We start from the raw sequence: 22647 nt of genomic DNA, 5'->3' as shown, positions 1-22647 counted from the left end.
AAATTGAACCGCTGACTGCTTTTATGGGCCGGAGTGGCCAATACAGCTGGCATAATATGTTGGCCGTGGCCTGATGAACGCTGATAAACCCGTATTCTTCCACGATCCGATGATATGAGTCGATTGCGTACTCCTGTTATTTAAAACGGGATGCCTTTCACGCATTCAACCAATGGACCCGCGAGGTGTTGGCCCTGCTTGGCCGCTTCAGCCCGCTGCTCTACGGTTTAGCCGAGGTGCTAAGTTAGTAGGCCCTTGTTGTCTCGCCACGTCTGGTTCAACTGCCGAGTCATCAGCGCCACCGTACTGGCTTTGATACCCAACTCTTTTGCCTTGTCAGGGAACGTACTGAGCACGTCGACTATCTCCTGAACGTGCGGCTGCGCCTGTTTCCAGGTCGAGAAACCGGCATGCGTTGCCAATTGCTGAATCGCTTTAAGCGGCGGCTGCTTGCCGTGGCCCGCAAAGGCGGTGGCGTGTTCTGCAAAGGGGTGAGGGCTGAAGGTCACGTCATAGAAGGGCGCGGGTTGCCATTGGCCCTGGTCGTTTTGCAAGAACGCCCAGTTTTTGCTGTGATCATCCTGATTGCAGGCGAACAGATTGAATAGCGCGCGCCGGAACTGAAGCTGGCCGACAGCGGGGGATTGACACAGCTGGCGGCTGGCCTTGATCAGGTCGATGTAATCCAGGCTGGGTGTTCGAAAGTCGGCATCCAGCAGCCCGCAGGCGCTATGCATATGCACTCGCCCCGGCGTAGTGGCATGGCTGATCCAATCGAACCGCTTGATGCCAAGCCAGGCGCGCTCACCCTGCGGTGTCGCTGTGCGTATCAACTGCCACGTGGGTGGCGCCAAGCCTGCCTTTTTAGCCAATGCCAGATAGGCCGCCTCGCACAGCCCTTCTTCGTGGCCCAGGGGCAAATGCTGCGAGGTGAATTTGACCAGCCATGCGTCATCGCCGGGCCGGGCAGTGGTTCGACACTGGTTCGATTGGCCTGGGGGCATGAAAAGCTGTGCTTTGGGTCTCGCGCCTCCAGAGCTGCCCGCGGCCACTAACGCGCTCAGCACCTCGTCGGTCTGCCCATCAAAAACGGCTTGGGCCTGAAGTCCGAGTGTGGTCAGGTCTTCGTCACCGCCTGGTGTCGGTGCAGCCTGCGAGGCTGGCTCGAAGGCCAATGCACCCATGCCGCGCTGGCCCACAAAGGCCAGCCGATCCATCGCCGTCAGCTGCGTCGGCGCTATGCCGTGCTGGCGGAATACTCTGTCTTGCAGCAGTTGCCCCCAGCCATCGGGTAAACAGTCGCCAAACACGCCGTGAAGCCCCTGGTGCGGTGTTTTCGGGGCCGCGTGAAGCGCCTGACCGGGCTGCAACGTAAAGGGCGATAGGCTGCCATGGCGCTGCTCATAGCCTTGTGCGTATTGAAAAAAGACCCCTTGGCGGTTTTGCGCCAGGACGCCCACAGTGACCTGTTCACCGGTCGATAGCGTGCGCGTTACGTCGAGCCGCTGTATTGGCTTAAAAGCCATGTTTGAGTACCTCATCAATCGAGGAGGGCGGGCTTGCGCTATTCGTATCGTGTTGGGTCAGCGCATAGAGCCGTGCCAGGTCATCCAGGCTTTGCCAGAGCAACAGCAGCTGGCGAAAGGATATCTGGCCGGTCGTTTCGAATTTCTTGATGGTGGGGGCGGGCACGTTGCTGCGCTGCGCCAGCGCCGCACGGGATAGCCTGGCCTGCTCACGCAACCTGCGTAGGTGGGCAGCAAAGGCCTGCTGAACATCGGTATCGTCCAACAACAGAAAACGCGGCATAAGCTCGCCTCCTTTTTATGGATATTCCTATATCCATTTTAGGCTATTTTAGCTATTAATGGATATGGATGTATCCGTTTTATGGCTGCGAAGTACACCTTCATTTCAGCGCTCTTCTCCATTGCCTTGCTTACAGCCCCAACAACTTCTCCACCGGCAAATGACTGGTAGCCTTCATTTCCCTCAGCGAGAGGTTGGAGCGGATGCTCGACACGCCGGGCAGTTGGCGCAGCACCGTTTCGACGAAGTGGCTGTAGTCGTCCAGGTCTTTGGCGACTACCTGTAGCAGGAAGTCGGCCTCGCCGGTGGTGTTGTGGCAGCTCAGTACGCGTGAGCTGGCCTGGATGATGCGCTCGAACTCTGCCGTCGCGGCTTCGCTGTGCTGGGTGCAGGTGATCTGCACGAAGGCCAGCACGTTACCGCCAAGCTTTCGCCGGTTCAGCGTGGCTTGGTAGCCTTCGATCACGCCCAGCTCCTCCAGGCGTTTATGGCGCCGCCAACAGGTGGCTTCGCTCATTCCCAGTCGCTCGGCCAGCTTGGCGATGGATAGCCGTCCATCGGCTTGAAGGCTATCGATGATGTGGGCGTCTACGTTATCCAATGGGATCATTTGAAAATCTCTTTCATGTTTATGCGTATAAAAGAAAGAGTGATGCAAAATTGGCGTGTATGTCCATTGATTCGAAAAGTAATTTCAGGTGTGGTTGGTTATAGTTAAAAACGATCAATACCGCGCAGGAGTCACCCATGAAAGCCGTTGTGTTTGAGCAGTTTTCTGCCCCGCCCAGCATCCAGCAGGTGCCGGATCCGACTCCCGAGCCCCACGGCGTCGTGGTCAAAGTTATGGCCAACGGCGTATGCCGCAGCGATTGGCACGGTTGGATGGGCCACGACCCGGATATCCAGCTTCCCCATGTGCCGGGCCATGAGCTGTCCGGCGTGGTGGAAGCGGTAGGCAAGGACGTGACGAAGTGGCGGATCGGGGATCGGGTGACCGTGCCGTTCGTCGGCGGCTGCGGCACCTGTCTGGAGTGCAACGCGGGCCACCATCAGGTATGCGATCGCCAGTTCCAGCCTGGCTTTACCCACTGGGGCTCGTTTGCCGAGTATGTGAGTATTCACTACGCTGACGTAAACCTGGTCGCCCTGCCGGACACCCTGACGTTCGATACCGCCGCCAGCCTGGGCTGCCGGTTCGTGACCTCTTTTCGTGCGGTGATAGACCAGGGCCGCGTGTCGGCGGGGCAGTGGGTGGCCGTGCACGGCTGTGGTGGCGTGGGGCTGTCGGCGATCATGATTGCCAGCGCAGCCGGCGCCAACGTGGTGGCGGTGGATATCTCCGAGCAGGCGCTCGCCCTGGCGCGCCAGCTAGGGGCGGTGGCCACGGTGAATGCCAATCAGGTGGCCAACGTGGTGGAGGCGGTGGTCGAGATCACCCAAGGCGGCGCGCACGTCTCGCTGGACGCGCTGGGCCACCCCACCACCTGCTTCAACTCCATCAGCAATTTGCGCAAGCGCGGCAAGCATGTCCAGGTGGGACTGATGCTGGCGGACCACAGCACGCCCGCCGTACCGATGAGCAAAGTGATCGCCAACGAGCTGGAAATTCTCGGTAGCCACGGCATGCAGGCGCATCGTTACGGCGACATGCTGGCGATGATCCAGTCGGGCAAACTGGCGCCTGAAAAGCTGATTGGCCGCCGGATCACGCTGGAGGAATCCGTGCAGGCGTTGACCAATATGGATAAGTTCGAAGGCGTGGGAGTCACCGTCGTCACGAAATTTTGATAAAAGAGGGGAGTTCGTTCTCATCAGAGGGTTTGCCAATGTCCCCGCTACGCATTCTTATCCTGTACATGCTCTCGGGCCTGATTTGCCTTGTACCCCTCACTGCTCAGGCCAACACCGCCACCTGGCAAGCCCTCCAAGAGGGCGGTTTGGTCATTCTCATGCGCCATTCGCTGGCGCCCGGCATTGGCGACCCGCCGGGGTTCGTATTGGAGGCGTGCGAGACCCAGCGCAACCTATCCAGCGAAGGTCGCGCCCATGCCGTGGCAGCGGGGCAGGCGTTACGGGAGCAGGGCGTGGCGATCGATGCAGTGTACAGCTCTCAGTGGTGCCGAGCGCTGGACACCGCTGAGCTGATGGCGGTGGGGCCTGTCATGTCTGCGCCGTGGCTGAATTCGTTCTTTCGCGGGCGTGGGGATCAGGTGGCCATTACCCAAGCGGCTCGTGAACGTATGGCGGGGTGGCAGGGGCCGGGGAATCTGTTGCTGGTCACGCATCAGGTGAATATCACGGCGCTGACCGGCGGCGGCGTCAGCTCTGGAGAAATGGTGATCGTGCGCCCCCAAGAGGAGGGTTTTACGGTGGTGGGGCGGCTGAACGTTCCCAGCCGCTAGCGGTTTCTGTGCATTTCCTTCAATGAACCGGGGTAAATTATTCGCTCCCCATCGCGGCGCTGAGGTTTTAGGCTGGGCGTATCGATAAGGAGGACGTTATGTCATCAGCCAATACCCCATCCGTTCGCCGCGTGGTCGCTCAGCATCCGGCTCGACGAGACGACATCGGCGATTTGGTCACCCGTCGGCCGCTGCCGGGGCCGGGGCTGGATCAGCTCGATCCGTTTCTGTTTTTGAACCACCACGGCCCCCAGGTGTACCCACCCAACAACCAGGGGCTGCCGTTCGGGCCGCACCCGCACCGTGGGTTTGAAACGGTTACCTTCATTTTGGAAGGTTCGCTGGCCCACGCGGATAGCGCCAAGCACCAGAGCGTGATTCACGCAGGCGGCGTGCAGTGGATGACCGCTGGCAGCGGCATCGTGCATGCGGAAATTTCCCCAAAGGAATTTCTGCGCGACGGCGGACCGCTGGAAATCCTGCAGCTGTGGGTCAACTTGCCGTCACGGCTCAAGATGAGCGAGCCCCGCTACGTAGGCCTGCAGGAGGACGGCATCCCCGCCGTTCCACTGGCGGGCGGCGGTACGCTCAACCTGATCGCCGGGGAGTGGCAGGGGCAGTCAGGCCCTATCGAGTCGCTGACCGGCGTGTTCATGTCCACACTCGCCCTGCCTGCGGGTACGCGTGAGCAGCTTCCCGTCGCCCCTGGGCGGCAGGTGTTTCTATACGTGGTGAGTGGCGATGTCACGGTGGGCGGCGAGCCCGCCAGAGCGCATCATTTGATCGAGGTCGACCGCGACGGTGACCACCTCACCATCGAGGCCGCCAGCGACGCGCGCCTGCTGTTTGGCCATGGCGACGCGATTGATGAGCCGGTCTACTCCCACGGCCCCTTCGTGATGACCACCCGCGACGAGATCGTTCAGGCGGTGGAGGATTATCAGAACGGCCAGTTTGGCGGGCTAGACGCGTAAGTCGCCGCATGGCGGCATAGCGAGCGGTGCGCGGACACGACGTCGCGCACCGTTTTCATGCCTATTCGTCCGATTTATTTGATGATTCGTCGGAATCTTGGCGGTTCTCGTTCCCTATCATGGCGCGAAATGGTTAATTTTTGTTCACTGGCTAGACTCAAGGCAGTGACGCTGCATCGCCGTGAACGAATGACAATAACCGGGACTGGGAGAGACCAATGATCAACCTGACCATCAATGGACAGTCGCATTCACTCGATATCCCCGACACGATGCCCCTACTTTGGGCGATTCGCGATGTCGTGGGCATGAAGGGCACCAAGTTTGGTTGTGGCATTGCCCAGTGCGGTGCGTGCACCGTGCATATCGATGGAGTGGCGACCCGCTCCTGCGTGATGCCGGTCTCTGCCGTCACCGGTGAAGTCACCACCATCGAAGCCATGGCGGACGACCCCGTTGGCCAAAAAGTGCAGCAGGCGTGGCTGGATCTCGGGGTCGCGCAGTGCGGCTACTGCCAGGGTGGCCAGATCATGAACGCGACGGGGTTGCTCAAACACAACCCAGCGCCGCAGCCCCAGGAAATCATCGACGCCATGTCAGGCAACTTGTGCCGCTGTGGCACCTACAACCGCATTTTGGCGGCGGTGGAGCGCGCAGCCGGTGAGGAGGCCAACTCATGAGCGATTCTCGCAACGCATTGCTGCTGGCCAACGTCAGCCGTCGGGGCGTGCTGAAAGGCATCGCCGGTGTGTCGGCCCTGCTGTTGGCGGCTCGCTGGGACATGAGCATGGCCAATCAACAGGCGCAGTTTGGGGCGGGCGCCATGCCGGGTGGCTGGGTGGACGATCCCAACGTGTTCATCCAGATCGATACCGATGGCCGGGTGACGTTCATCAACAACCGTGCCGAGATGGGCCAGGGGATTCGCACCAGTCTCGCGATGGTGGCGGCCGATGAGCTGGGCGCGCAGTGGGAGCATGTGCGCGTGCAGCAAGCCCCCGCCGACCAGGAGAAGTACGGTAACCAAAATACCGACGGTTCCCGCAGCATGCGCCACTGGTACGACCCTATTCGCCGCGCTGCGGCCGCTGCCCGGTTGATGCTACAGCAGGCCGCTGCCCAGCGGTGGGAAGTGCCGGTCTGGGAAGTCCACGCCGACTTGCACAAGATGACCCATCCGGCCACCGGGCGGGAGCTGGGCTTTGGCGAACTCGCCGAGGCGGCGCGTGAATTGGATGTGCCGGGCAGAAATGATCTGGTGTTGAAGTCCGATAGTGAGCTGCGCTTCGTCGGCAAGGAGAGCGGCTGGGTCAACGGTGAGCTGACGTCGTCGTCGCCCAAGGCATCGGATGGCGAGGACATCGTCAGCGGTAAAGCAATCTTCGGCGCCGATGTGGCCCTGGACGACATGCTCTACGCCGTGGTGGCTCGCCCACCGGTGTACGGGGCGACCATCCAAAGCGTCGACGATAGCGAAACGCTCAAGGTGCCCGGTGTTCAACGAACGATGCGCATCGACACGGCGACTCAGCCCGCGGCATTCAATCCGCTGGGCGGCATTGCGGTGATCGCCTCGAATACCTGGGCGGCCATCGAGGGGCGCAAGGCGCTGAACATCGAGTGGGATACCGGCGCCGCGGGCGATAACGCCGACTATCGTTCGAAGGCGTATCGCAAGGCCCTGGAGCAAGCGGCACAGTCGTCGGGGAAGGTGATCCGTCAATCCGGCGATGTGGAGGCCGCGCTGAGTAACGCCGACCGGCGCGTCGCGGCGACGTATTACATGCCGCACATGGCACAGGCCCCCATGGAACCCCCGGTAGCCATCGTGCGTGTCCAAGACGGCAAAGCCGAAGCGTGGGCGCCGGTTCAGCATCCCAGAGCCGCCCGCGAGGGGGTGGCCAGCGTGTTGGGGCTTGAGCTAGAGAACGTGACCGTCCATCAAACGCTGCTGGGTGGTGGCTTTGGGCGTAAGTCCAAGCCGGACTTCGTGAGCGAAGCGGCTTGGGTGGCCAAGGCGTTCGAGGGCCGGCCGGTCAAACTGCAGTGGACTCGCGAAGACGATGTGCAGCACGCCTTTTTTCACGCGGTCTCCGTGGACCATCTGGAGGCGAGTCTCGACGCCGACGGTAACGCCACGGGCTGGCTCCACCGCACCCTGTCGCCCAGCATTGCCTCGCTGTTTGCCCCGGACCCTGAGCATAAGCAAGCGTTCGAGCTGGGGATGGGCCTGAATACGATGCCGTTCGACATTCCCTCCGTGCGCCTGGAAAACCCGCCTGCCCCCGCCCATGTGCGCATCGGCTGGTTTCGTGCCGTCTACAACCTGCCCCACGCCTGGGCGATCCAGAGCTTTGCCCATGAGATGGCCGTGGCCGCTGGCCGTGACCACAAAGAGTACGCGCTGGCGCTGCTCGGCCCCGACCGTAAAATCGATAACCTGACCCTGGGGGACGGCTGGAATTACGGTGAAAACCCTGACCTATATCCCATCGATACCGCTCGCCTGCGCCGGGTCATCGAGCGCGCCACCGAGCAAGCGGGCTGGGGCCGCGAGATGCCCGAGGGGCGTGGATTGGGGCTGGCGTTTCACCATAGCTTCGTGTCGTATACCGCGATCGTCTTCGATGTGGAAGTCGACAGCGAGGGCAGCGTGATCATCCATCAGGCGGACATCGCCTTCGATTGCGGCCCGCAGGCGAACCCCGAGCGGATCCGCTCGCAGCTCGAAGGAGCGTGCGTGATGGGAATCGGTATTGCGCTGAAGAGCGAAGTGACGTTTGAAGACGGGGTCGCCCAGCAGAGCAATTTCGACAAGTACCTCATACCCCGCATGCCGGATGCGCCCAAGGTCGTGAGGGTGCATCTCATCGACAATCCCGGTGATGCCATGGGAGGCGTCGGCGAGCCCGGCTTGCCGCCGGTCGCTCCTGCCTTGTGCAACGCGATCTATGCGGCGACGGGCAAGCGTATCCGGCGATTGCCCGTTGCTGGCCAGCTGAGTACTTGAGCATGCAGAGTCTGGATGCCCAAGTTGTCGCGCAGGCCCTTGAGTGGGCCAGGGGCGGCGACACGGTTTGGTACTGCACGGTCCTGTCGACCTTTGGCTCGTCCCCACGGGAGCCGGGCTCCATCATGGTGGCCAACGCCAGCGGTGACCACGTGGGGTCGCTCTCCGGCGGGTGTGTCGAGGAGGATTTCCTCGCACGGGTGATGGCCGGTGAGTACACGATGCCCGCCGTGATCGTGCGCTATGGCGCCCCCGGGAGTGGGGATGGCCATCCCCAGGTGCGCCTGCCCTGTGGCGGCATACTCGATGTGCTGGTCGAGAGACGCGAGGCGACGTCGGCGAACGTTCAGCATTTCGAGCAGCTCAGCGCGGCGCTGGCCGGTGAGCAGGAGTTGCTGCGACGCGTCAGCCTGGCCGATGGCGCCGCGTCGCTGGCGCCCGCGAGCGCTGGCGGGCAGCGTGTGTGCTACGAGGCGCATGGGGAGAGCGTGCTCCTGCGCGTGGGGCCCGTGGCCAAACTCATTCTCGCCGGATACTCCTCGGTGGCCGACGCGTGCGCGCATTTCGCCCTGCGGTTGGGGTATCAGGTCGTGCTATGCGATCCGCGGGAGGAGGTCACGGCCAGTGTCGAGTGGCCCGAGGGGATGACCTTCGTTCCCCAATTGCCGTCCCAGTACATTGCCCTGCCGGGGATGTGTACGTCGTCGACCGCTGTGGTGGCCGTGACCCACGATCCGCGAATCGACGACCTGGCCATGATGGAAGCGGTCAAAACCCCGGCGAGCTACATTGGCGTCATGGGCTCTCGACAAACCTCCCGGGCCAGGGCCGCGCGCCTGCGCCGAACCGGCGGGCTGAGCGAGGCAGAGATCGAGCGTATCCACATGCCCATCGGCCTCGATTTGGGCAGCAAAACCCCGGCGGAAATCGCCCTGGCGATCATGGCGGACGTTCTTCGCGTGCGACGAGGGCGCGTCTCGGTGGGTAGCCAAGGCTACGAGGAGGGCGCCGACGATGACGCCATACGCGCAGGCCCAAGTCGATAAGCGCTGCTTCTACACCGGCTCGCCGCGGTAGTAGTGCCATAAAAACAGCGACCCTACGCTGCGCCAGGGCGACCAGTGCGCTACCAACTGTCGGGCCTGCGTCGGCGTAGGTTTGTCTTCCAGGCCCTTCAACCGGCCCAGCGCGACACGTAACGCAAGATCGTCGGCGGGGAAAATGTCGGGGCGCTGGAGCGAGAACATCAGGTAGATCTCCGCGCTCCAGCGGCCAAACCCACGCAGTTGGGTAATCGCGGCAATGGCCTCGTCATCGCTGAGATGCGCCAAACCATCGGCGCTAAACGTACCCGCAAGCTCCGCCTCTGCCAGTCCTTTGGCGTACTCGATCTTACGCCACGATAGCCCTGCATCGCGCAGTGCTTGGCCTTCTACGTCCATCACCGCCTTGGCATGCAGTTCGGGCAGCAGCGTATTCACCCGGCCCATGATCGCCCGAGCGGCCTCGGTGGAGATCTGCTGGCTGACGATGGTCGAAAAGAAGGTGGCAAACCCCGGGTCGCGCTGGCGCGGGTTGGGCGCACCGACCAAGGGGTAAGCGCGAGCAATGTCGGGGTCGGCGCTGGCCAAGGCCTGCATGGCGCGCTCGAGGGTACAGGGAGTCATGGCCACCTCTCTTGATCAATAGAGCATCGTAACATCCTAGCAGTTGCTACTTTGATGATGACGCGAAAGTGCAGAGTGCCTTGCCCTTTGCATGCTAACTTTTTTAGCGTCGTATATTTCTACTTTCGTCTAATCCTGCCATCATTTGCGGTTAACCAGGATCGTTTCAGTGAACAGGCGCTTTACACAGCGCCTGGGGAGAGAGGTATGCAAGCATCATCAACGGAGCTGGCGCGGCATCCGCGATGGGCGGAGTTCGTGCTGGCGCTGGGCGGGTTCGGCATCGGCACCAGCGAATTCGTCATTATGGGGTTGATGAACCGCGTGGCGGAAGACCTAGCCGTGAGCGTGCCGCAAGTAGGCTACTCCATCAGCAGTTATGCGCTGGGGGTCGTGGTGGGGGCGCCGCTAATCTCGACACTGGCCGCGCGGGTGCCTAAACGAGCCCTGCTGATCGCACTGATGTTGGTATTTGCTTTGGGCAACATTGCCAGCGCCATGGCCCCGGGATTTTGGTCGTTCGTCGGGCTGCGCTTTTTAGCAGGGTTGCCCCATGGGGCGTATTTTGGTGTGGCGGCGCTAGTGGCCGCCGGCGCGGTGCCGGTCGATCAACGGGCGCGGGCCATTGCCCGCGTCATGATGGGGCTGACGGTGGCCATTCTAATCGGTGCGCCGTTGGGCACCTGGGCGGGTAACCTGTTGGGCTGGCAGATCGCCTTTGCGGCGGTCGGCGGCATTGCGCTGCTCACGGCGCTGTTGATTCGCCTGTTTGTGCCTGTGCAGCCTGTCGATGCTCACGCCAGCCCGTTGCGAGAGCTTTCCGCACTGGTCAAACAGCGCGTGCTGGTGACCATTGCGATTGCCTGTATCGGCTGCGGCGGTATGTTTTCGATCTTCAGTTATGTCATGCCGACGCTGACCCAGCAGGCGGGCATGAGCGAAGCGCTGGGACCTTTGGTGTTGGTCATCTTTGGCCTGGGCTCCATCGCCGGTAACTTGGTGGGCGGGCGCATGGCGGATAAAAACCTGATGCGGGCCATTCCTACCATTTTGGTGTGGTGCGCTGTGGTGCAGGGGCTGTTCTACTTTGCTGCCAACCAGGTGTGGTCGGGACTGCTGTTCGTGGGGTTGGTGGGCACCAGCATGGCGCTGGCCCCGTCGTTGCAAACGCGGCTGATGGACGTGGCCGAAGATGCCCAAACCATGGCGGCCTCCATGAACCACGCGGCATTCAACGGTGCCAATGCGCTGGGCGCGTGGCTGGCGGGCTTGGCGATTAGCGCTGGGTTTAGCTGGTCGAGCACGGGACTGGTCGGGTCGGGGCTTGCGCTGTGTGGCCTGGTGATTTTTGCTTGGGGGCGCTGGCTGGAGAAGCGCACGGGGTCAGCGCAACCAACGGTTGCTCATGGTTGTAAATAAGGTATGGCTAAATAAATGCTGATGTCATTTAAAGTGGCAAAAAGCGCGTATCGTTCCTAGGGTGTAAAGGTGCAATCCATAAGGAGGTGACCTATGCATACTTCAGTGAATACTTCGCGTCTTGTCACGTTGAGCGCCATTGCTGCACTGACCATCGGGCTGGCGGGCTGTGGTTCCACGACCGGTGAGCGGGCAACCAGCGGTGCCGGTGTCGGGGCGGCGGTTGGTGCAGGGGCCGCTGCCGTGACCGGTGGTAGCGTCACACAAGGGGCTGTCATTGGTGGTGGTGTGGGTGCCGCCACGGGGGCAGCCACCGATGAAGAGGATATCAACCTCGAATAACTCACCTGCCTAGCGGCATAGGCTAAAACCGCGCATGCCTAGATGAAAGTGGTCGGCATGCGCGGCGTTGTACTCAGGACCAAGTACATTGCCGAACGTCTCACACGCGCCATCCCGCGCGGCTCGCAAAAACGCTCCCGCGTTACCCGTATCGTCCCAGTCGCTAATGAGCGATATTCGCTGGCCGTTCTCGAACTGAAACCCCACCACATCCAGCGCTTCGGCGGTCGCGTGCTCGCTACGTCGCCCCGTCTCACGGCCATATACGTTGCGGCAGGCAAAACTACCCACATGGTTCACTTGGGCGACCCGGCTACCCATGATGGCCTGTGCGGCAGGCTGCAACGCATGGCGTTCATACATCACCCACGCCAGCGCTAGCGGGCAGGAGGCCACGAAACTCTGGTTGAAGCGCACGCTACTGCGTTGCATGCGTACGGTATTGCTGAGTGGGCAGCTGGCGGTAGGGGTGTAATCGGCCAGTGGCGTGTAGCGCAGTTCGCCTTCGGGCACGGTGTCGAGCGCTGCGAGGCAGGCGGTGCGGTCGTCGTTCAAGCGCTTGAGCTTCAGTTGGGTAATGGGCGTGATAGGGTCATCGACGTGTAACGGCGCCCAGGGAGCCCAGTGCCGGGGAATCTCGATCATCCCTTTTTGCAGCGCCACTCCCAGCGCAATCAAGCATAAAATGAACAATGTGCTGCGCATGCTGACCTCCTTGCGGCTGTTTGGAAACGCTACAGTCCCTGCCATGGGTGTGCGATACTGCGCACCCTATGACGTCGGCAGTGGCCAGCCTGCGTGATGACGAACGACCATTTTGACTAACTAGGGAAGCGCTTCATGTCCCAGGGTACGCTGTTTATTGTTTCTGCCCCGTCGGGCGCGGGTAAAACCAGCCTCGTTCGTGAGCTGATCGAAAGCCTGGACGGTATTCAGGTGTCGGTGTCGCATACCACGCGTGCCAAACGCGAAGGTGAGGTCAATGCCGTCAATTACCACTTTACCCAAGTGCCTGACTTCGAAGCGATGATCGACCGCGGCGACTTCTTCGAGTATGCCAAGGTCTTCGACAATTACTATGGCACGTCGCGTCAGTCGGTCCAAACCTTGCTAGACGCGGGGCAAGACGTCATCCTAGAGATCGATTGGCAGGGCGCGCAGCAGGTACGCGAGCAGATGCCTTCTGCCGTGTCGATCTTCATCCTACCGCCATCGCGTAGCGAGCTGGAGCGACGTCTCTCCAGCCGTGGCACCGACGAACACGCGGTGATTGCCCGACGCATGCGCGATGCAGTCAGTGAGATGTCCCACTACGACGAGTACGACTACCTGGTCATCAACGACGACTTCACCACGGCGCTTCAGGAACTCCAATCGCTGGTGATCAGCCGCCGCTTGACGCGCGCCACCATGCAGGAACGCCACGCGCCGCTGCTCGATGCACTCTTGTCACAGGCGCCTAGCGTCGAGTAATCTATCAGGTCCTATCACCACTCTTTTCGCTGGGTCGGCGACGTTGTTCAACAACGCCGGCCCGGCGTCGTCATTACAGGAAGGCCCCATGGCTCGCGTAACCGTTGAAGATTGTCTGGAAAATGTAGAAAACCGCTTCAAACTGGTGATGATTTCCACCCAGCGTGCTCGCCAGCTGGCACGCGGCTCCCGCGATGCTCAACTGCCCTGGGAAAACGATAAGCCCACCGTCATGGCGCTGCGCGAAATCGCCGCAGGCCTGGTGGATCACAGCGTTCTGGACGAGCCGGTCGAAGCGCCGGTGCGCGCGCGTCCCGCCATGACGCCTAGCACTCAAATCGACGATTAAGCAGGCAGCGATTAGAGGCGCGGTACATGTTCACCATCGATGACCTGGCCGATCGACTCGGCGGCTACTTACCCCCGGACGAGATCCAGCAGGTCAAGCGCGCCTTCTACTACGCCGAGCAGGCCCACGATGGCCAGCGCCGCCGCTCGGGTGAACCTTACGTCACCCATCCGCTGGCGGTCGCCAATATTCTCGCCAACATGCACATGGACCATCAAAGCCTGATGGCCGCCATGCTGCACGACGTGATCGAAGACACCGGCGTGTCCAAAAAAGCCCTGGCGGCCCAGTTCGGCAAGCCGGTAGCCGAGCTCGTCGACGGTGTTTCCAAGCTTACCCAGATCACCTTCGAAGACAAAGCCGTTGCTCAGGCGGAAAACTTCCAGAAGATGGTGCTGGCGATGTCGCGGGATATTCGCGTCATCATCGTCAAGCTGGCCGACCGACTGCACAACATGCGCACCTTGGGCGCGTTACGCCCTGACAAAAAGCGCCGCATCGCCCGGGAAACCCTGGAAATCTATGCGCGTATTGCGGGTCGGTTGGGTATCAATACCATTCGTGTCGAGCTGGAAGACCTCTCGTTCCAGGCGATTCACCCCATGCGCGCCGAGCGTATCAAGCGCGCCGTGGCCAGTGCGCGGGGCAATCGTCGCAGCGCCATGCGGGAAATTCAGTCATCGCTGCAGCAGAGCCTCGACGATGAAGGCCTGAAAGGCACGGTGATTGGTCGCCAAAAGCACCTGCTCTCGATCTACAAGAAGATGCGCGATCAGCGTAAGCCCTTCATCGAGATCATGGATGTCTTCGGTTTTCGGATCATCACCGAAGACGTGGCGAGCTGCTATCGAATCCTAGGCGTCGTGCACAACCTTTATAAGCCGGTGCCGGGGCGGTTCAAAGACTACATTGCGATTCCCAAAGCGAACGGCTATCAAAGCCTGCACACTACGCTGTTTGGCCAGCGGGGCATGCCCATCGAAGTGCAGATCCGCACCCGAGAGATGGAAGCCATGGCCAATAACGGGATCGCTGCCCACTGGCTCTATAAAGCCGGCCAGACCGCGCACCCGATTGCCGAAGGTAGCCACGCTCGCGCCCGCGCCTGGGTGAAGGGGCTTTTGGAGATGCAGCGCCACGCGGGGGATTCGCTGGAGTTCATCGAGCACGTCAAGAACGACCTGTTCCCCGACGATATCTACGTGTTCACCCCGAAAGGCGACATCATGGAGCTGCCCCAGGGCGCCACGGTGATCGACTTCGCCTACAGCGTACACACCGATATCGGCAATAACTGCATCGCCTGCCGGATCGACCGTCACCTCGCGCCGCTCTCCACGCGGCTGGAAAGCGGCCAGACGCTGGAGATCATTACTGCCCCCGGCGCGCGTCCCAATCTGGCGTGGCTGAATTTCGTCACCACGGCCAAGGCGCGCTCCGCCATTCGCCATGCGTTGAAGCATCAGCAGCAGGCGGAGGCGGTGATGCTGGGCCGTCGACTGCTCAACAAGGCGCTGGCACCGTTCGAAACGAGCCTGGAAGAGCTCGACGAGAGTATCTTCGAGCAGGCGCTCGAGCAGCTGGACGCACCGTCGCTGGATGCCTTGCTCGAGTCGTTGGGGTTAGGCAACCGCATGGCGCACGTGGTCGCGCGCCGCTTGGTGGATGTCGCCCATGGCGACAGCTTCGATAAGACACTGTCTGACAGCAACGACAAGGCCGTGGTCATCAGCGGCAGCGAAGGCATGGTGATCAACTTTGCCCGTTGCTGCCACCCCTTGCCCGGCGACCCGGTGGTAGGACATCTCTCGGTCGGTAAAGGGCTGGTGGTACACCGCAGCGAGTGTAAAAACCTCGCCGAGCGTAAAAACGATCCCGAAAAGCTGTTTGCGCTGGAGTGGTCGGAACACATCGACGAAGACTTCCCGGTGGCACTGCGTATCGAAATCGAAAGCCGCCGTGGCTTAGTGGCCGAGCTGGCGGGACTGGTGACCGATGCCGATGCCAATATCGAGCGCATTGGTATCGAAGAGCGCGACGCGCGCCTCTCCACCGTCAATCTCACGCTGTCGGTCAAAGGGCGTGTCCACCTCGCCCGCATCATTAAACGCATCCGTAACCTGCCCAACGTTGGCAAAATTACCCGTACCGCTAACTAAACACCCATGCGTCGACGGCTGGCGTTTCAAGCTGGCGGCGTCAGCCATGGCGATAATAAGCAACGTTTCATTTTTACAGGAGAAGGACACCCCATGAGCAACAAAGCGGTTATCAACACAGAAAAGGCCCCTGCCGCCATCGGCCCTTATTCCCAGGCCATCAAAGCAGGCAACACGGTGTATCTGTCGGGCCAGATTCCGCTCGACCCAGACACCATGGAAATCGTCTCGGACGATTTCGAAGCTCAGGCGCGTCAGGTCTTTACCAACCTGCAGGCCGTGTGTGAAGAAGCCGCTGGGTCGCTGGGCGATATCGTCAAGCTCAACCTCTATTTGGTCGATCTGGACAACTTTGCGATCGTCAACAAGGTGATGGAAGAGTTCTTTTCCACGCCGTTCCCGGCGCGTGCGGCGGTCGGCGTGAAGGCGCTGCCCAAAGGCAGCCAAGTAGAAGCCGAAGCCGTGATGGTGATCGGCGACTAAACGGCGTGACACCGACGCATACAAAAAGAGCGAGCCTATGAGGCTCGCTCTTTGCGTTTTCTAGCGTTCCAATCGACTCGCGGCTGGAGCGCTAGGCTTTTTGCAACTCTAAAAAACCGCCCTCTTTCAACACCTGGGCATAGCCCTCTTTGTAGGTCGGATAGCGGAAGGTGTAGCCAGTTTCGAGAATACGGCGGTTGTCGCAACGCTTGCTGGCACGACGGCGCAGCGGCGACTGCATGGTGTCGGTGGACTCCACCTTCAACTGTTTGGCCAACCACGCCATCACGTTGTGCATGGTCACCGGTTCGCAGTCGCTACCGAGATAAAGGTCGGCCAGCGGTGTGCCGCTCTCCTGGCAGCGGATCAGGTGCGCCAGAATGCCGGTGCAGTCGTCCCGATGGATGCGGTTGGAGTAGATCACCGGCGTGACGGCGGCCAGTCGGCCTTCGGCCACTTGGTGAATCAAACGATCACGCCCTGGGCCATAAATACCGGAGAAGCGCACCACGGTGCCGGGCAGCGGGTGATTGAGCAGCGCCTGTTCGGCCTCGCACATCAGGGTGCCGGAGAAACTAGTGGATTCCGTGGGGCTCTCCTCGTTGACCACCTCGCCCTCTTGCTGACCATAGACACTGGTAGAGGAGACGAAGAAGATGCGCCGTGGCGGTGTGTCGTGCTGCTCCAGTACGCTGAGCACACGCTTGAGACCGTCTGGATAGGCGCTTTGGTAAGCACTCTCTTCGAAGCGGTCTGCACTGACGGTGTAAATCACGTAGTCGGCTTGGGGCAGGGCGCTGGCGTCGGCTCCTTCCAGGTCGTTGAGATCGAGGGATAGCGGCTCGATGCCGGTATGCTCTAATGCGTTGGCTTGGCGGCGCACACCTATCACGCGATGCCCATCGTTTAGCAGCTCTTGTCCAAGCGTGACGCCGATGTCTCCACAGCCGATAATCAGTACCGTTAGTTTCACCTTGCTCACCCCTCTTGATAAATATTCCCTATCAGATACAAAGTCCCTATGAGATGTGCCATCTTCAATAGGGCTTGTCTGTCCTTTTCCGTCTCGCTAACACGATGACTCGAGCTGCAACGAGAGGATGCCACTGGCATTGCTATGACTTTAACAGAACTTCGCTACATCGTAACCCTTGCCCAAGAGCGCCATTTTGGCCGCGCCGCCGAGCGCTGCCATGTTTCCCAGCCGACGCTCTCGGTCGCCGTGAAAAAACTCGAAGACGAGCTGGACATTCCGCTGTTCGAACGCTCTAAATCCACCGTGCAAGTCACGCCCTTGGGCGAAAAGATCGTTGCCCAGGCCCAGCGCGTATTGGAACAGAGCGGTTTGATCTACGAGCTGGCCAGCGCGGGCAAAGACCAGCTCGCTAACCCGCTGCGCATCGGCGCGATTTATACCATTGGACCTTACCTGTTCCCCCATTTGGTGCCAGCACTGGCCAGCGCTGCCCCGCAAATGCCGCTGTATATCGAAGAGGGCATGACCGGCACGCTGCGCGCCAAGCTGCGTAGCGGCGAGCTGGACGTGATCATCGTGGCCCTACCGTTTACCGAAACCGACGTGGTCACCAAGCCGATCTACGACGAGCATTTCGAGGTGTTGATGCCTGCCAGCCACCCGTGGGTCGAGCGCGAGGCGATCCATAAAGAGGATCTATTAGAAGAGCGGCTGCTGCTGCTGGGCGAAGGCCACTGCTTCCGCGACCAAATCCTCGAAGCTTGCCCGGCGATTACGCAAAAGCTCAACAGTCCCAACAATACCCTGATTGCCGAAGGCGGTTCGCTCGAGACGATTCGCCATATGGTGGCGTCCAAACTCGGCATTACCGTGCTGCCGCAGTCGGCGCTCGGCACCGACCAGTACGAGAACGCCATGCTGGTCAGCCGCCCCTTCGTAGAACCAGCACCCTCGCGCACGGTGGCCATTGCCTGGCGAGCCAGTTTTCCGCGCCCGAAGGCCATCGATGCCTTGGCCAACGCGATCAGCCAGTGCCAGCAGCCGGTGCATAAGGTGAAGCAAGCCCCATGAGTGAGCTGTCCGCACCGGTGACGGCGCTCAAGGGCGTAGGCGAGGCGCTGGCCATCAAGCTGGCCCGCCTAGGTGTGGAGCGCGTGAGTGATCTGCTGTTTCACTTGCCGCTACGCTACCAGGATCGCACGCGACTTACCCCCATTGGCCTGCTGCGGGCAGGCCATGAAGCGGTGGTCGAGGGGGAAGTGACCGCCAGCGATATCGTCAAAGGGCGACGGCGCAGCCTGCTGATTCGTCTGCGCGACGATAGCGGCATTTTGAGTCTGCGCTTTTTCCACTTCTCGCCCGCGCAACAGCAGCAGCTTCTCCCCGGCGTGACCGTTCGAGCGTTTGGCGAAGCGCGGGCAGGTGCCACGGGGCTAGAGATCTATCATCCGGAATACCGTCTTAGCGGTGGCAGTGAAACGCCGGTGGAGGAGTACTACACGCCGATTTACCCCACCACCGAGGGGCTGCACCAAACCCGTCTGCGGGCGCTGACCCAGCAGGCGCTGCGCCTGTTGGAGCAAGCGCCCGAAGCGCTGCCCGATGTGATTCCCGATGCCCTGCGCCAGCGCTTCCAACTGCCGGGGCTGCACGCTAGCTTGCAGCTACTGCACCAGCCGCCGCCGGACGTGGATTTGGAGCAGCTGACCCATGGCCACCACCCCGCCACGCGGCGCCTGGCGTTGGAAGAGCTGCTGGCTCATCAACTGAGCCTGCGGGAAGTGCGCCTGCGTATCCAGGCCGACGGCGCGCCGGAGCTACCGTCGGGGCGCAGCCTGCAAACGCGCTTTCTGGCGCAGCTACCGTTTGCGCTCACCGGTGCCCAGCGTCGGGTGCTGGAAGAAATCGCCCTCGACCTGGCCCGCCCCGCGCCCATGCTGCGGCTGGTGCAGGGGGACGTTGGGTCGGGCAAGACGGTGGTGGCGGCCATGGCGGCGCTCTCGGCGCTGGCGGGCAACTGCCAAGCGGCGATGATGGCGCCCACGGAGATCCTCGCCGAACAGCACTACCGCGCCTTCAAAGCGTGGTTCGAGCCGCTGGGCATCGAAGTGGCGTGGTTGGCAGGCAAGCTAAAGGGCAAGGCGCGGCTGGATGCCAAAGCCGCCATTGCCGATGGTCGAGCGCGCATGGTGGTGGGCACCCACGCGCTATTTCAAGACGACGTGCATTTCCAGTGTCTGGGGCTGGCGATCATCGATGAGCAGCACCGTTTTGGCGTGCACCAGCGCCTTGCCCTGCGGGAAAAGGGCGAAGCCGGTGGACTGACGCCCCATCAGCTGATCATGACCGCCACGCCGATTCCCCGCACCCTGGCCATGAGTGCCTATGCGGACTTGGACGTCTCGGTGATCGACGAGCTGCCGCCGGGACGCACGCCGGTGAAAACCGTGGTGGTGTCGGACGAGCGCCGCCCCGAGGTGGTCGAGCGTATTCGCAACGCCTGCCGTGACGGTCGCCAAGCCTATTGGGTGTGTACGCTGATCGAAGAGTCGGAGGCGCTGCAGTGCCAGGCCGCTGAAGTGACCCGCGATGAACTCACCCAGGCGCTGCCCGAGTTGGCCATCGGGCTGATTCATGGGCGTATGAAGGCGGCCGAAAAAGCCGAGGTGATGGAGGCCTTCAAAGCCGGTGAGCTCGACCTGCTGGTGGCGACCACGGTGATCGAGGTGGGAGTCGACGTGCCCAACGCTAGCTTGATGATCATCGAAAACCCTGAGCGTTTGGGGCTTTCTCAGCTTCATCAGCTGCGCGGCCGTGTGGGACGCGGCAGCACCGAAAGCTTCTGCGTGCTGCTTTACCACCCGCCGCTCTCCAAAAGCTCTCGGGAACGGCTCGGCGTGATGCGGGAAACCACCGACGGCTTCCGTATTGCTGAAAAAGACTTGGAAATCCGCGGCCCTGGCGAGGTATTAGGGACTCGCCAAACCGGCCTCGCCCAGATGAAAATCGCCGATCTAGAGCGCGATGCCGACCAGCTAGAGCGGGTCACCGCCCTGGCTCAGGCGCTCCAGGGCAACACCGAGGTCACTACCGTGCTAGTGCGCCGCTGGCTGGGCGAGGCGGCGGGCCGCTACGGGCAGGTGTAATGGCGGTGTAGTGAGGTGGCATCGAGGCGTGGCCAAGGGTCACGTGGCCGTATCGAGCGCGTGCAGCGACTCTGCGTTCGAATCGGTCAAACGATGGGCGGCATCGCTCAAGGGGCCAAGCTGCTCGGCAATCAGGCGCAGCTGGCTTTGAATGGGTCGATAGAGCGTGATGGCCTTCTCTTCTCCGCTGCCGCCGTGCTCACCTAGCTGGCTCAGCAGCTCGTTGGCAGGCGCGGTCAGCGGCTCCACGGGTAGGCGTTTATCCAGCTGTTCCGCTAGCTGTTCCAGTAAGGCGCTGATCCGCTTGGCCTGCGGCACGAGGGTGGCATCGTCTTCATCCTCTGCCAGCCGGTGGCGGTGGGCACCTAGCGCGGAGAGGTGGCTGAGCAGCGTGTTGGAGAGCACCAAAAAGCGCAGCCCGTTGTCGGCATCCTGCTTCCGGTAGTGCCCTGGCTCGTGGAGCATGTTGGTGAGCAGGGTCGAGAGCGCCGCATCCGCGTTGTGCGCATTGCGCCGTGCCAAGCGGTAAGCTAGGTCGTCCTGCTTGCCCTCTTCGTACTGGTGGACGATTTCGTCCAAGTAGCGGCGGTGGTTGGTCAGCACCTTGGCGGCCTCACGGTAGAGGCGGCGGCCCTGCCAGTCCGGCAGAATGAAAAATACCGCCAGTCCCGCAATCAGCGAGCCGATCAACGTATCGAACAGCCGCGGCCAGATAAGGTCGAAGCCATCCCCCACCTGATTGAAACTGCACAGCACCAGCAGGGTGATCGAGGCCGTGGCGATCACGTAATGCTTTTCACGATTGGCAAAGAATGACACGCCCGCCGCCACGGCAATCATGCTCTGGATTAGCGGCTGGGGAAACAGGCTGATGGAGGCCCAGCCTGCCACCAGCCCGAGTACCGTGCCCACTATCCGCTGGGAGAGAAAGCGCCGCGTGGTGGCAAAGTTAGGTCGACATACGAACAGCGTGGTCAGCAAAATCCAGAACCCTTGCTGGGGGTCGAGCCACTGCAGCAGCCCATAGCCCGCCACTAGCGCGGTGGTTAGGCGCACCGCGTGGCGAAAGGTCGGCGAGCCTAGCGTGATATTGAGCCGCACCCGTTTCCAGGCCTCCTGCAGACTCGAGGGAGAGCGGTCGTAGAGCGCGCTATCCCGGCGTTCGTCGTCGGTATCCGGGTTGTGGGCGCTGGCAATCTGCGCCTCGAGCGTGGTGAGGTTGTCCGCTAAGGCATTCAACGGGCGCATCAGTGGCCGCCATTCGGGCTTGCCGCGCTCGCTCAGATTATCGATCGAGGCGCGCAGGTCGGCTAGCGCCTGCTCGCTCTGCTCGTGGCTGAAAGGGCGATTCAGCAGCAGCGATTTGGCCAGCTGGCGGCAGGCGCGGCCCTGCTGGTCGAGTAGCCGTTGGCAGCGAAACAGCACATCGTGGTGGAAAAAGGCGTCAGTAAGCGCGCTGTAGGGGTAGTGGGTGGAGCTGGCCCGTTCGTGGATATCCTGGGCGATAAAGTAAATTTGCAGGTAGCGGTTGAGCTTACGGTTACCGCGCTGGCCCTCTAGGCGGCGAAAAATCATCTCCTTGGCTTGGTTGAGCGCCTCCACCACTTGGCCGTTCTGCCGTGCTAATGCCACGCGGCGAGCTTCGACATCCACACCGCGTACCGGCTCGAACAGCGCCGACTTCAAGATCAAGAACTCCCCCAGGGCTTTGTAGACCCGCGCCATGCTCTGCTTGACCGGCTGGCGGGAGAACAGTGCACACCACACCACGGAAATCGCGCCGTACCAGGCCGCTCCGGCCAAAAGCAGCAGCTGGCGCGAGGCGACGTCTTCATCCACGCCACCGTGCTGCTCGATATTGATCATGGAGTAGATCGACAGAATCAGCGTGCCCGAGGCAATCGTCGCGTAGCGCTGGCCAATCGCCCCCAGCATGATCAGCGTGAAGGTAGAGAGCGCCAAGCCGACCGCAAATAGCCACGGCCACGGAAACAGCCACTGCACCACGAACGACGCCGATGCAAAGCAGAGCAGCGTCACTACCAGTGCCTGCAAACGCCCTTGCCAGCTATCGTCGGTCTCGGAGAGGGCACTGGCAATGATGCCCAAAAATAGCGGAATGACCAGTGCCACATCCCCCGCTAGCCCGCTCAACAGCAGCGCCCCGCTGAAGGCGATGAACACCCGCAGGCTGTAAGCGAACTTGTCCAGTGTCCAAAGGCGGCGCAGGGAATGGGTCAGGGGCATAGAGGCTCGTGTGACAAGTGATGTTAGACTTTAGTCTTGGTTAGTATAGAGGCATCGCAACGATGATGTCGCTCTTAACCTATCAACGCTAATGCTATCGCGGCCATGTGTTCTAAAAATTAGTGCACCAAAACGCTATGATTGAAACAGTAACCTTTCGATACTCGGAGTGACTCTAAAAAAAATAGGAT

General features: G+C 61.4%; 21 protein-coding genes and 1 pseudogene. 15 read left to right on the top strand and 7 right to left on the bottom strand.

All coding sequences use genetic code 11. From position 1 onward, the window contains the following. Nucleotides 1–239 precede the first annotated feature (239 nt). The 3 genes from FRH_RS05640 to FRH_RS05630 all read right to left on the bottom strand — a co-directional run bounded on the left by FRH_RS05640 (nt 240) and on the right by FRH_RS05630 (nt 2419). Nucleotides 240–1526, bottom strand: coding sequence for a type II toxin-antitoxin system HipA family toxin (locus tag FRH_RS05640; RefSeq protein WP_281997942.1), 1287 nt, complete (start codon nt 1524–1526; stop codon nt 240–242). Beyond that, nucleotides 1516–1809: a helix-turn-helix transcriptional regulator gene (locus tag FRH_RS05635; RefSeq protein ID WP_281997941.1), complete on the bottom strand. Its 294-nt coding sequence runs from the start codon at nt 1807–1809 to the stop codon at nt 1516–1518. Before FRH_RS05635 ends, FRH_RS05640 begins: the two co-directional genes overlap by 11 nt. Nucleotides 1810–1939: 130 nt before the next feature. Then, on the bottom strand, nt 1940–2419 hold the full coding sequence (locus FRH_RS05630) for an Lrp/AsnC family transcriptional regulator (RefSeq protein ID WP_281997940.1): 480 nt from the start codon (nt 2417–2419) through the stop codon (nt 1940–1942). 137 nt (nt 2420–2556) lie between these two features. Between FRH_RS05630 and FRH_RS05625 the strand changes: the two genes are divergently transcribed. The 7 genes and pseudogenes from FRH_RS05625 (at nt 2557) to FRH_RS18570 (ending at nt 9241) form a co-directional block, all read left to right on the top strand. Further along, complete coding sequence (locus FRH_RS05625; RefSeq protein WP_281997939.1) at nt 2557–3597, top strand: zinc-dependent alcohol dehydrogenase family protein; 1041 nt, start codon at nt 2557–2559, stop codon at nt 3595–3597. A 38-nt stretch (nt 3598–3635) separates the two neighbouring features. Further along, a complete protein-coding gene (locus FRH_RS05620) occupies nt 3636–4211 on the top strand; it encodes a histidine phosphatase family protein (RefSeq protein WP_281997938.1) in 576 nt (191 codons plus the stop codon). Nucleotides 4212–4309: 98 nt separating this feature from the next. After that, on the top strand, nt 4310–5185 hold the full coding sequence (locus FRH_RS05615) for a pirin family protein (protein WP_281997937.1): 876 nt from the start codon (nt 4310–4312) through the stop codon (nt 5183–5185). Between the two features lie 218 nt (nt 5186–5403). Beyond that, a complete protein-coding gene (locus FRH_RS05610) occupies nt 5404–5865 on the top strand; it encodes a (2Fe-2S)-binding protein (RefSeq protein WP_281997936.1) in 462 nt (153 codons plus the stop codon). Then, the gene (locus tag FRH_RS05605; RefSeq protein WP_281997935.1) at nt 5862–8195 is read left to right on the top strand and encodes a molybdopterin cofactor-binding domain-containing protein; all 2334 of its coding nucleotides are present in this window, start codon (nt 5862–5864) and stop codon (nt 8193–8195) included. The genes FRH_RS05610 and FRH_RS05605 overlap by 4 nt, the downstream gene beginning before the upstream one ends. A 2-nt stretch (nt 8196–8197) precedes the next feature. Continuing rightward, nucleotides 8198–8344: pseudogene (locus tag FRH_RS18575) on the top strand (XdhC family protein); the annotation flags it as partial. Nucleotides 8345–8704: 360 nt separating this feature from the next. Next, nucleotides 8705–9241 carry an XdhC family protein gene (locus FRH_RS18570; protein ID WP_348773463.1) on the top strand — a complete coding sequence of 179 codons (537 nt, stop codon included), beginning with the start codon at nt 8705–8707 and terminating at the stop codon, nt 9239–9241. Between the two features lie 9 nt (nt 9242–9250). Here the strand turns inward: FRH_RS18570 and FRH_RS05595 are convergent, their stop codons facing one another. Continuing rightward, complete coding sequence (locus FRH_RS05595) at nt 9251–9862, bottom strand: DNA-3-methyladenine glycosylase 2 family protein (RefSeq protein WP_281997933.1); 612 nt, start codon at nt 9860–9862, stop codon at nt 9251–9253. A 207-nt stretch (nt 9863–10069) separates the two neighbouring features. Between FRH_RS05595 and FRH_RS05590 the strand changes: the two genes are divergently transcribed. Beyond that, a complete protein-coding gene (locus FRH_RS05590) occupies nt 10070–11281 on the top strand; it encodes an MFS transporter (protein ID WP_239296343.1) in 1212 nt (403 codons plus the stop codon). A gap of 93 nt (nt 11282–11374) precedes the next feature. Continuing rightward, nucleotides 11375–11623, top strand: a complete 249-nt coding sequence (locus FRH_RS05585; protein WP_139526129.1) for a hypothetical protein — start codon at nt 11375–11377, stop codon at nt 11621–11623. 9 nt (nt 11624–11632) lie between these two features. Here FRH_RS05585 and FRH_RS05580 read toward each other — a convergent pair whose 3' ends face one another. Next, nucleotides 11633–12328, bottom strand: a complete 696-nt coding sequence (locus FRH_RS05580) for an extensin family protein (protein WP_281997932.1) — start codon at nt 12326–12328, stop codon at nt 11633–11635. 135 nt (nt 12329–12463) lie between these two features. On the opposite strand from FRH_RS05580, the gene gmk reads away from it, so the two are divergent. From gmk to FRH_RS05560, 4 genes are all read left to right on the top strand, one after another. Next, the gene (gene gmk, locus FRH_RS05575; RefSeq protein ID WP_281997931.1) at nt 12464–13096 is read left to right on the top strand and encodes a guanylate kinase; all 633 of its coding nucleotides are present in this window, start codon (nt 12464–12466) and stop codon (nt 13094–13096) included. 88 nt (nt 13097–13184) lie between these two features. Then, nucleotides 13185–13445 (top strand): DNA-directed RNA polymerase subunit omega, encoded by a 261-nt coding sequence (gene rpoZ / locus FRH_RS05570; protein WP_139526126.1) that lies wholly within the window; start codon nt 13185–13187, stop codon nt 13443–13445. 26 nt (nt 13446–13471) lie between these two features. Beyond that, nucleotides 13472–15604, top strand: a complete 2133-nt coding sequence (locus FRH_RS05565) for a RelA/SpoT family protein (RefSeq protein WP_139526125.1) — start codon at nt 13472–13474, stop codon at nt 15602–15604. 93 nt (nt 15605–15697) lie between these two features. Then, complete coding sequence (locus tag FRH_RS05560) at nt 15698–16087, top strand: RidA family protein (protein WP_139526124.1); 390 nt, start codon at nt 15698–15700, stop codon at nt 16085–16087. Between the two features lie 91 nt (nt 16088–16178). Here FRH_RS05560 and FRH_RS05555 read toward each other — a convergent pair whose 3' ends face one another. Continuing rightward, nucleotides 16179–17060 (bottom strand): SDR family oxidoreductase, encoded by an 882-nt coding sequence (locus tag FRH_RS05555; RefSeq protein WP_139526123.1) that lies wholly within the window; start codon nt 17058–17060, stop codon nt 16179–16181. A 144-nt stretch (nt 17061–17204) separates the two neighbouring features. Between FRH_RS05555 and FRH_RS05550 the strand changes: the two genes are divergently transcribed. Together FRH_RS05550 and recG are read left to right on the top strand one after the other, a co-directional pair. Further along, a complete protein-coding gene (locus tag FRH_RS05550; RefSeq protein WP_139526122.1) occupies nt 17205–18134 on the top strand; it encodes a hydrogen peroxide-inducible genes activator in 930 nt (309 codons plus the stop codon). Next, entirely contained in the window at nt 18131–20209 is a 2079-nt protein-coding gene (gene recG / locus FRH_RS05545; protein ID WP_281997930.1) for an ATP-dependent DNA helicase RecG, read from the top strand. The genes FRH_RS05550 and recG overlap by 4 nt, the downstream gene beginning before the upstream one ends. 39 nt (nt 20210–20248) lie before the next feature. Here the strand turns inward: recG and yccS are convergent, their stop codons facing one another. Further along, nucleotides 20249–22456: a YccS family putative transporter gene (gene yccS / locus FRH_RS05540; RefSeq protein ID WP_139526120.1), complete on the bottom strand. Its 2208-nt coding sequence runs from the start codon at nt 22454–22456 to the stop codon at nt 20249–20251. Between the last annotated feature and the right edge of the window lie 191 nt (nt 22457–22647).

The organism is Halomonas sp. A020, from assembly GCF_027943625.1.
GTDB classification, from domain to species: domain Bacteria; phylum Pseudomonadota; class Gammaproteobacteria; order Pseudomonadales; family Halomonadaceae; genus Vreelandella; species Vreelandella piezotolerans.
The sequence above is the reverse complement of the archived record's forward strand: the minus strand, read 5'-3'. Positions and strand labels throughout refer to the sequence as shown.

Coding starts and splice junctions, on each gene's coding strand:
- yccS (WP_139526120.1), bottom strand. CDS start 22,456: ATGCCCCTGACCCATTCCCTGCGCCGCCTTTGGACACTGGACAAGTTC.
- FRH_RS05580 (WP_281997932.1), bottom strand. CDS start 12,328: ATGCGCAGCACATTGTTCATTTTATGCTTGATTGCGCTGGGAGTGGCG.
- FRH_RS05565 (WP_139526125.1), top strand. CDS start 13,472: ATGTTCACCATCGATGACCTGGCCGATCGACTCGGCGGCTACTTACCC.
- FRH_RS05595 (WP_281997933.1), bottom strand. CDS start 9,862: ATGACTCCCTGTACCCTCGAGCGCGCCATGCAGGCCTTGGCCAGCGCC.
- FRH_RS05615 (WP_281997937.1), top strand. CDS start 4,310: ATGTCATCAGCCAATACCCCATCCGTTCGCCGCGTGGTCGCTCAGCAT.
- FRH_RS05550 (WP_139526122.1), top strand. CDS start 17,205: ATGACTTTAACAGAACTTCGCTACATCGTAACCCTTGCCCAAGAGCGC.
- FRH_RS05640 (WP_281997942.1), bottom strand. CDS start 1,526: ATGGCTTTTAAGCCAATACAGCGGCTCGACGTAACGCGCACGCTATCG.
- FRH_RS05635 (WP_281997941.1), bottom strand. CDS start 1,809: ATGCCGCGTTTTCTGTTGTTGGACGATACCGATGTTCAGCAGGCCTTT.
- FRH_RS05630 (WP_281997940.1), bottom strand. CDS start 2,419: ATGATCCCATTGGATAACGTAGACGCCCACATCATCGATAGCCTTCAA.
- FRH_RS05585 (WP_139526129.1), top strand. CDS start 11,375: ATGCATACTTCAGTGAATACTTCGCGTCTTGTCACGTTGAGCGCCATT.
- rpoZ (WP_139526126.1), top strand. CDS start 13,185: ATGGCTCGCGTAACCGTTGAAGATTGTCTGGAAAATGTAGAAAACCGC.
- FRH_RS05560 (WP_139526124.1), top strand. CDS start 15,698: ATGAGCAACAAAGCGGTTATCAACACAGAAAAGGCCCCTGCCGCCATC.
- recG (WP_281997930.1), top strand. CDS start 18,131: ATGAGTGAGCTGTCCGCACCGGTGACGGCGCTCAAGGGCGTAGGCGAG.
- FRH_RS05605 (WP_281997935.1), top strand. CDS start 5,862: ATGAGCGATTCTCGCAACGCATTGCTGCTGGCCAACGTCAGCCGTCGG.
- FRH_RS05590 (WP_239296343.1), top strand. CDS start 10,070: ATGCAAGCATCATCAACGGAGCTGGCGCGGCATCCGCGATGGGCGGAG.
- FRH_RS05610 (WP_281997936.1), top strand. CDS start 5,404: ATGATCAACCTGACCATCAATGGACAGTCGCATTCACTCGATATCCCC.
- gmk (WP_281997931.1), top strand. CDS start 12,464: ATGTCCCAGGGTACGCTGTTTATTGTTTCTGCCCCGTCGGGCGCGGGT.
- FRH_RS05620 (WP_281997938.1), top strand. CDS start 3,636: ATGTCCCCGCTACGCATTCTTATCCTGTACATGCTCTCGGGCCTGATT.
- FRH_RS05625 (WP_281997939.1), top strand. CDS start 2,557: ATGAAAGCCGTTGTGTTTGAGCAGTTTTCTGCCCCGCCCAGCATCCAG.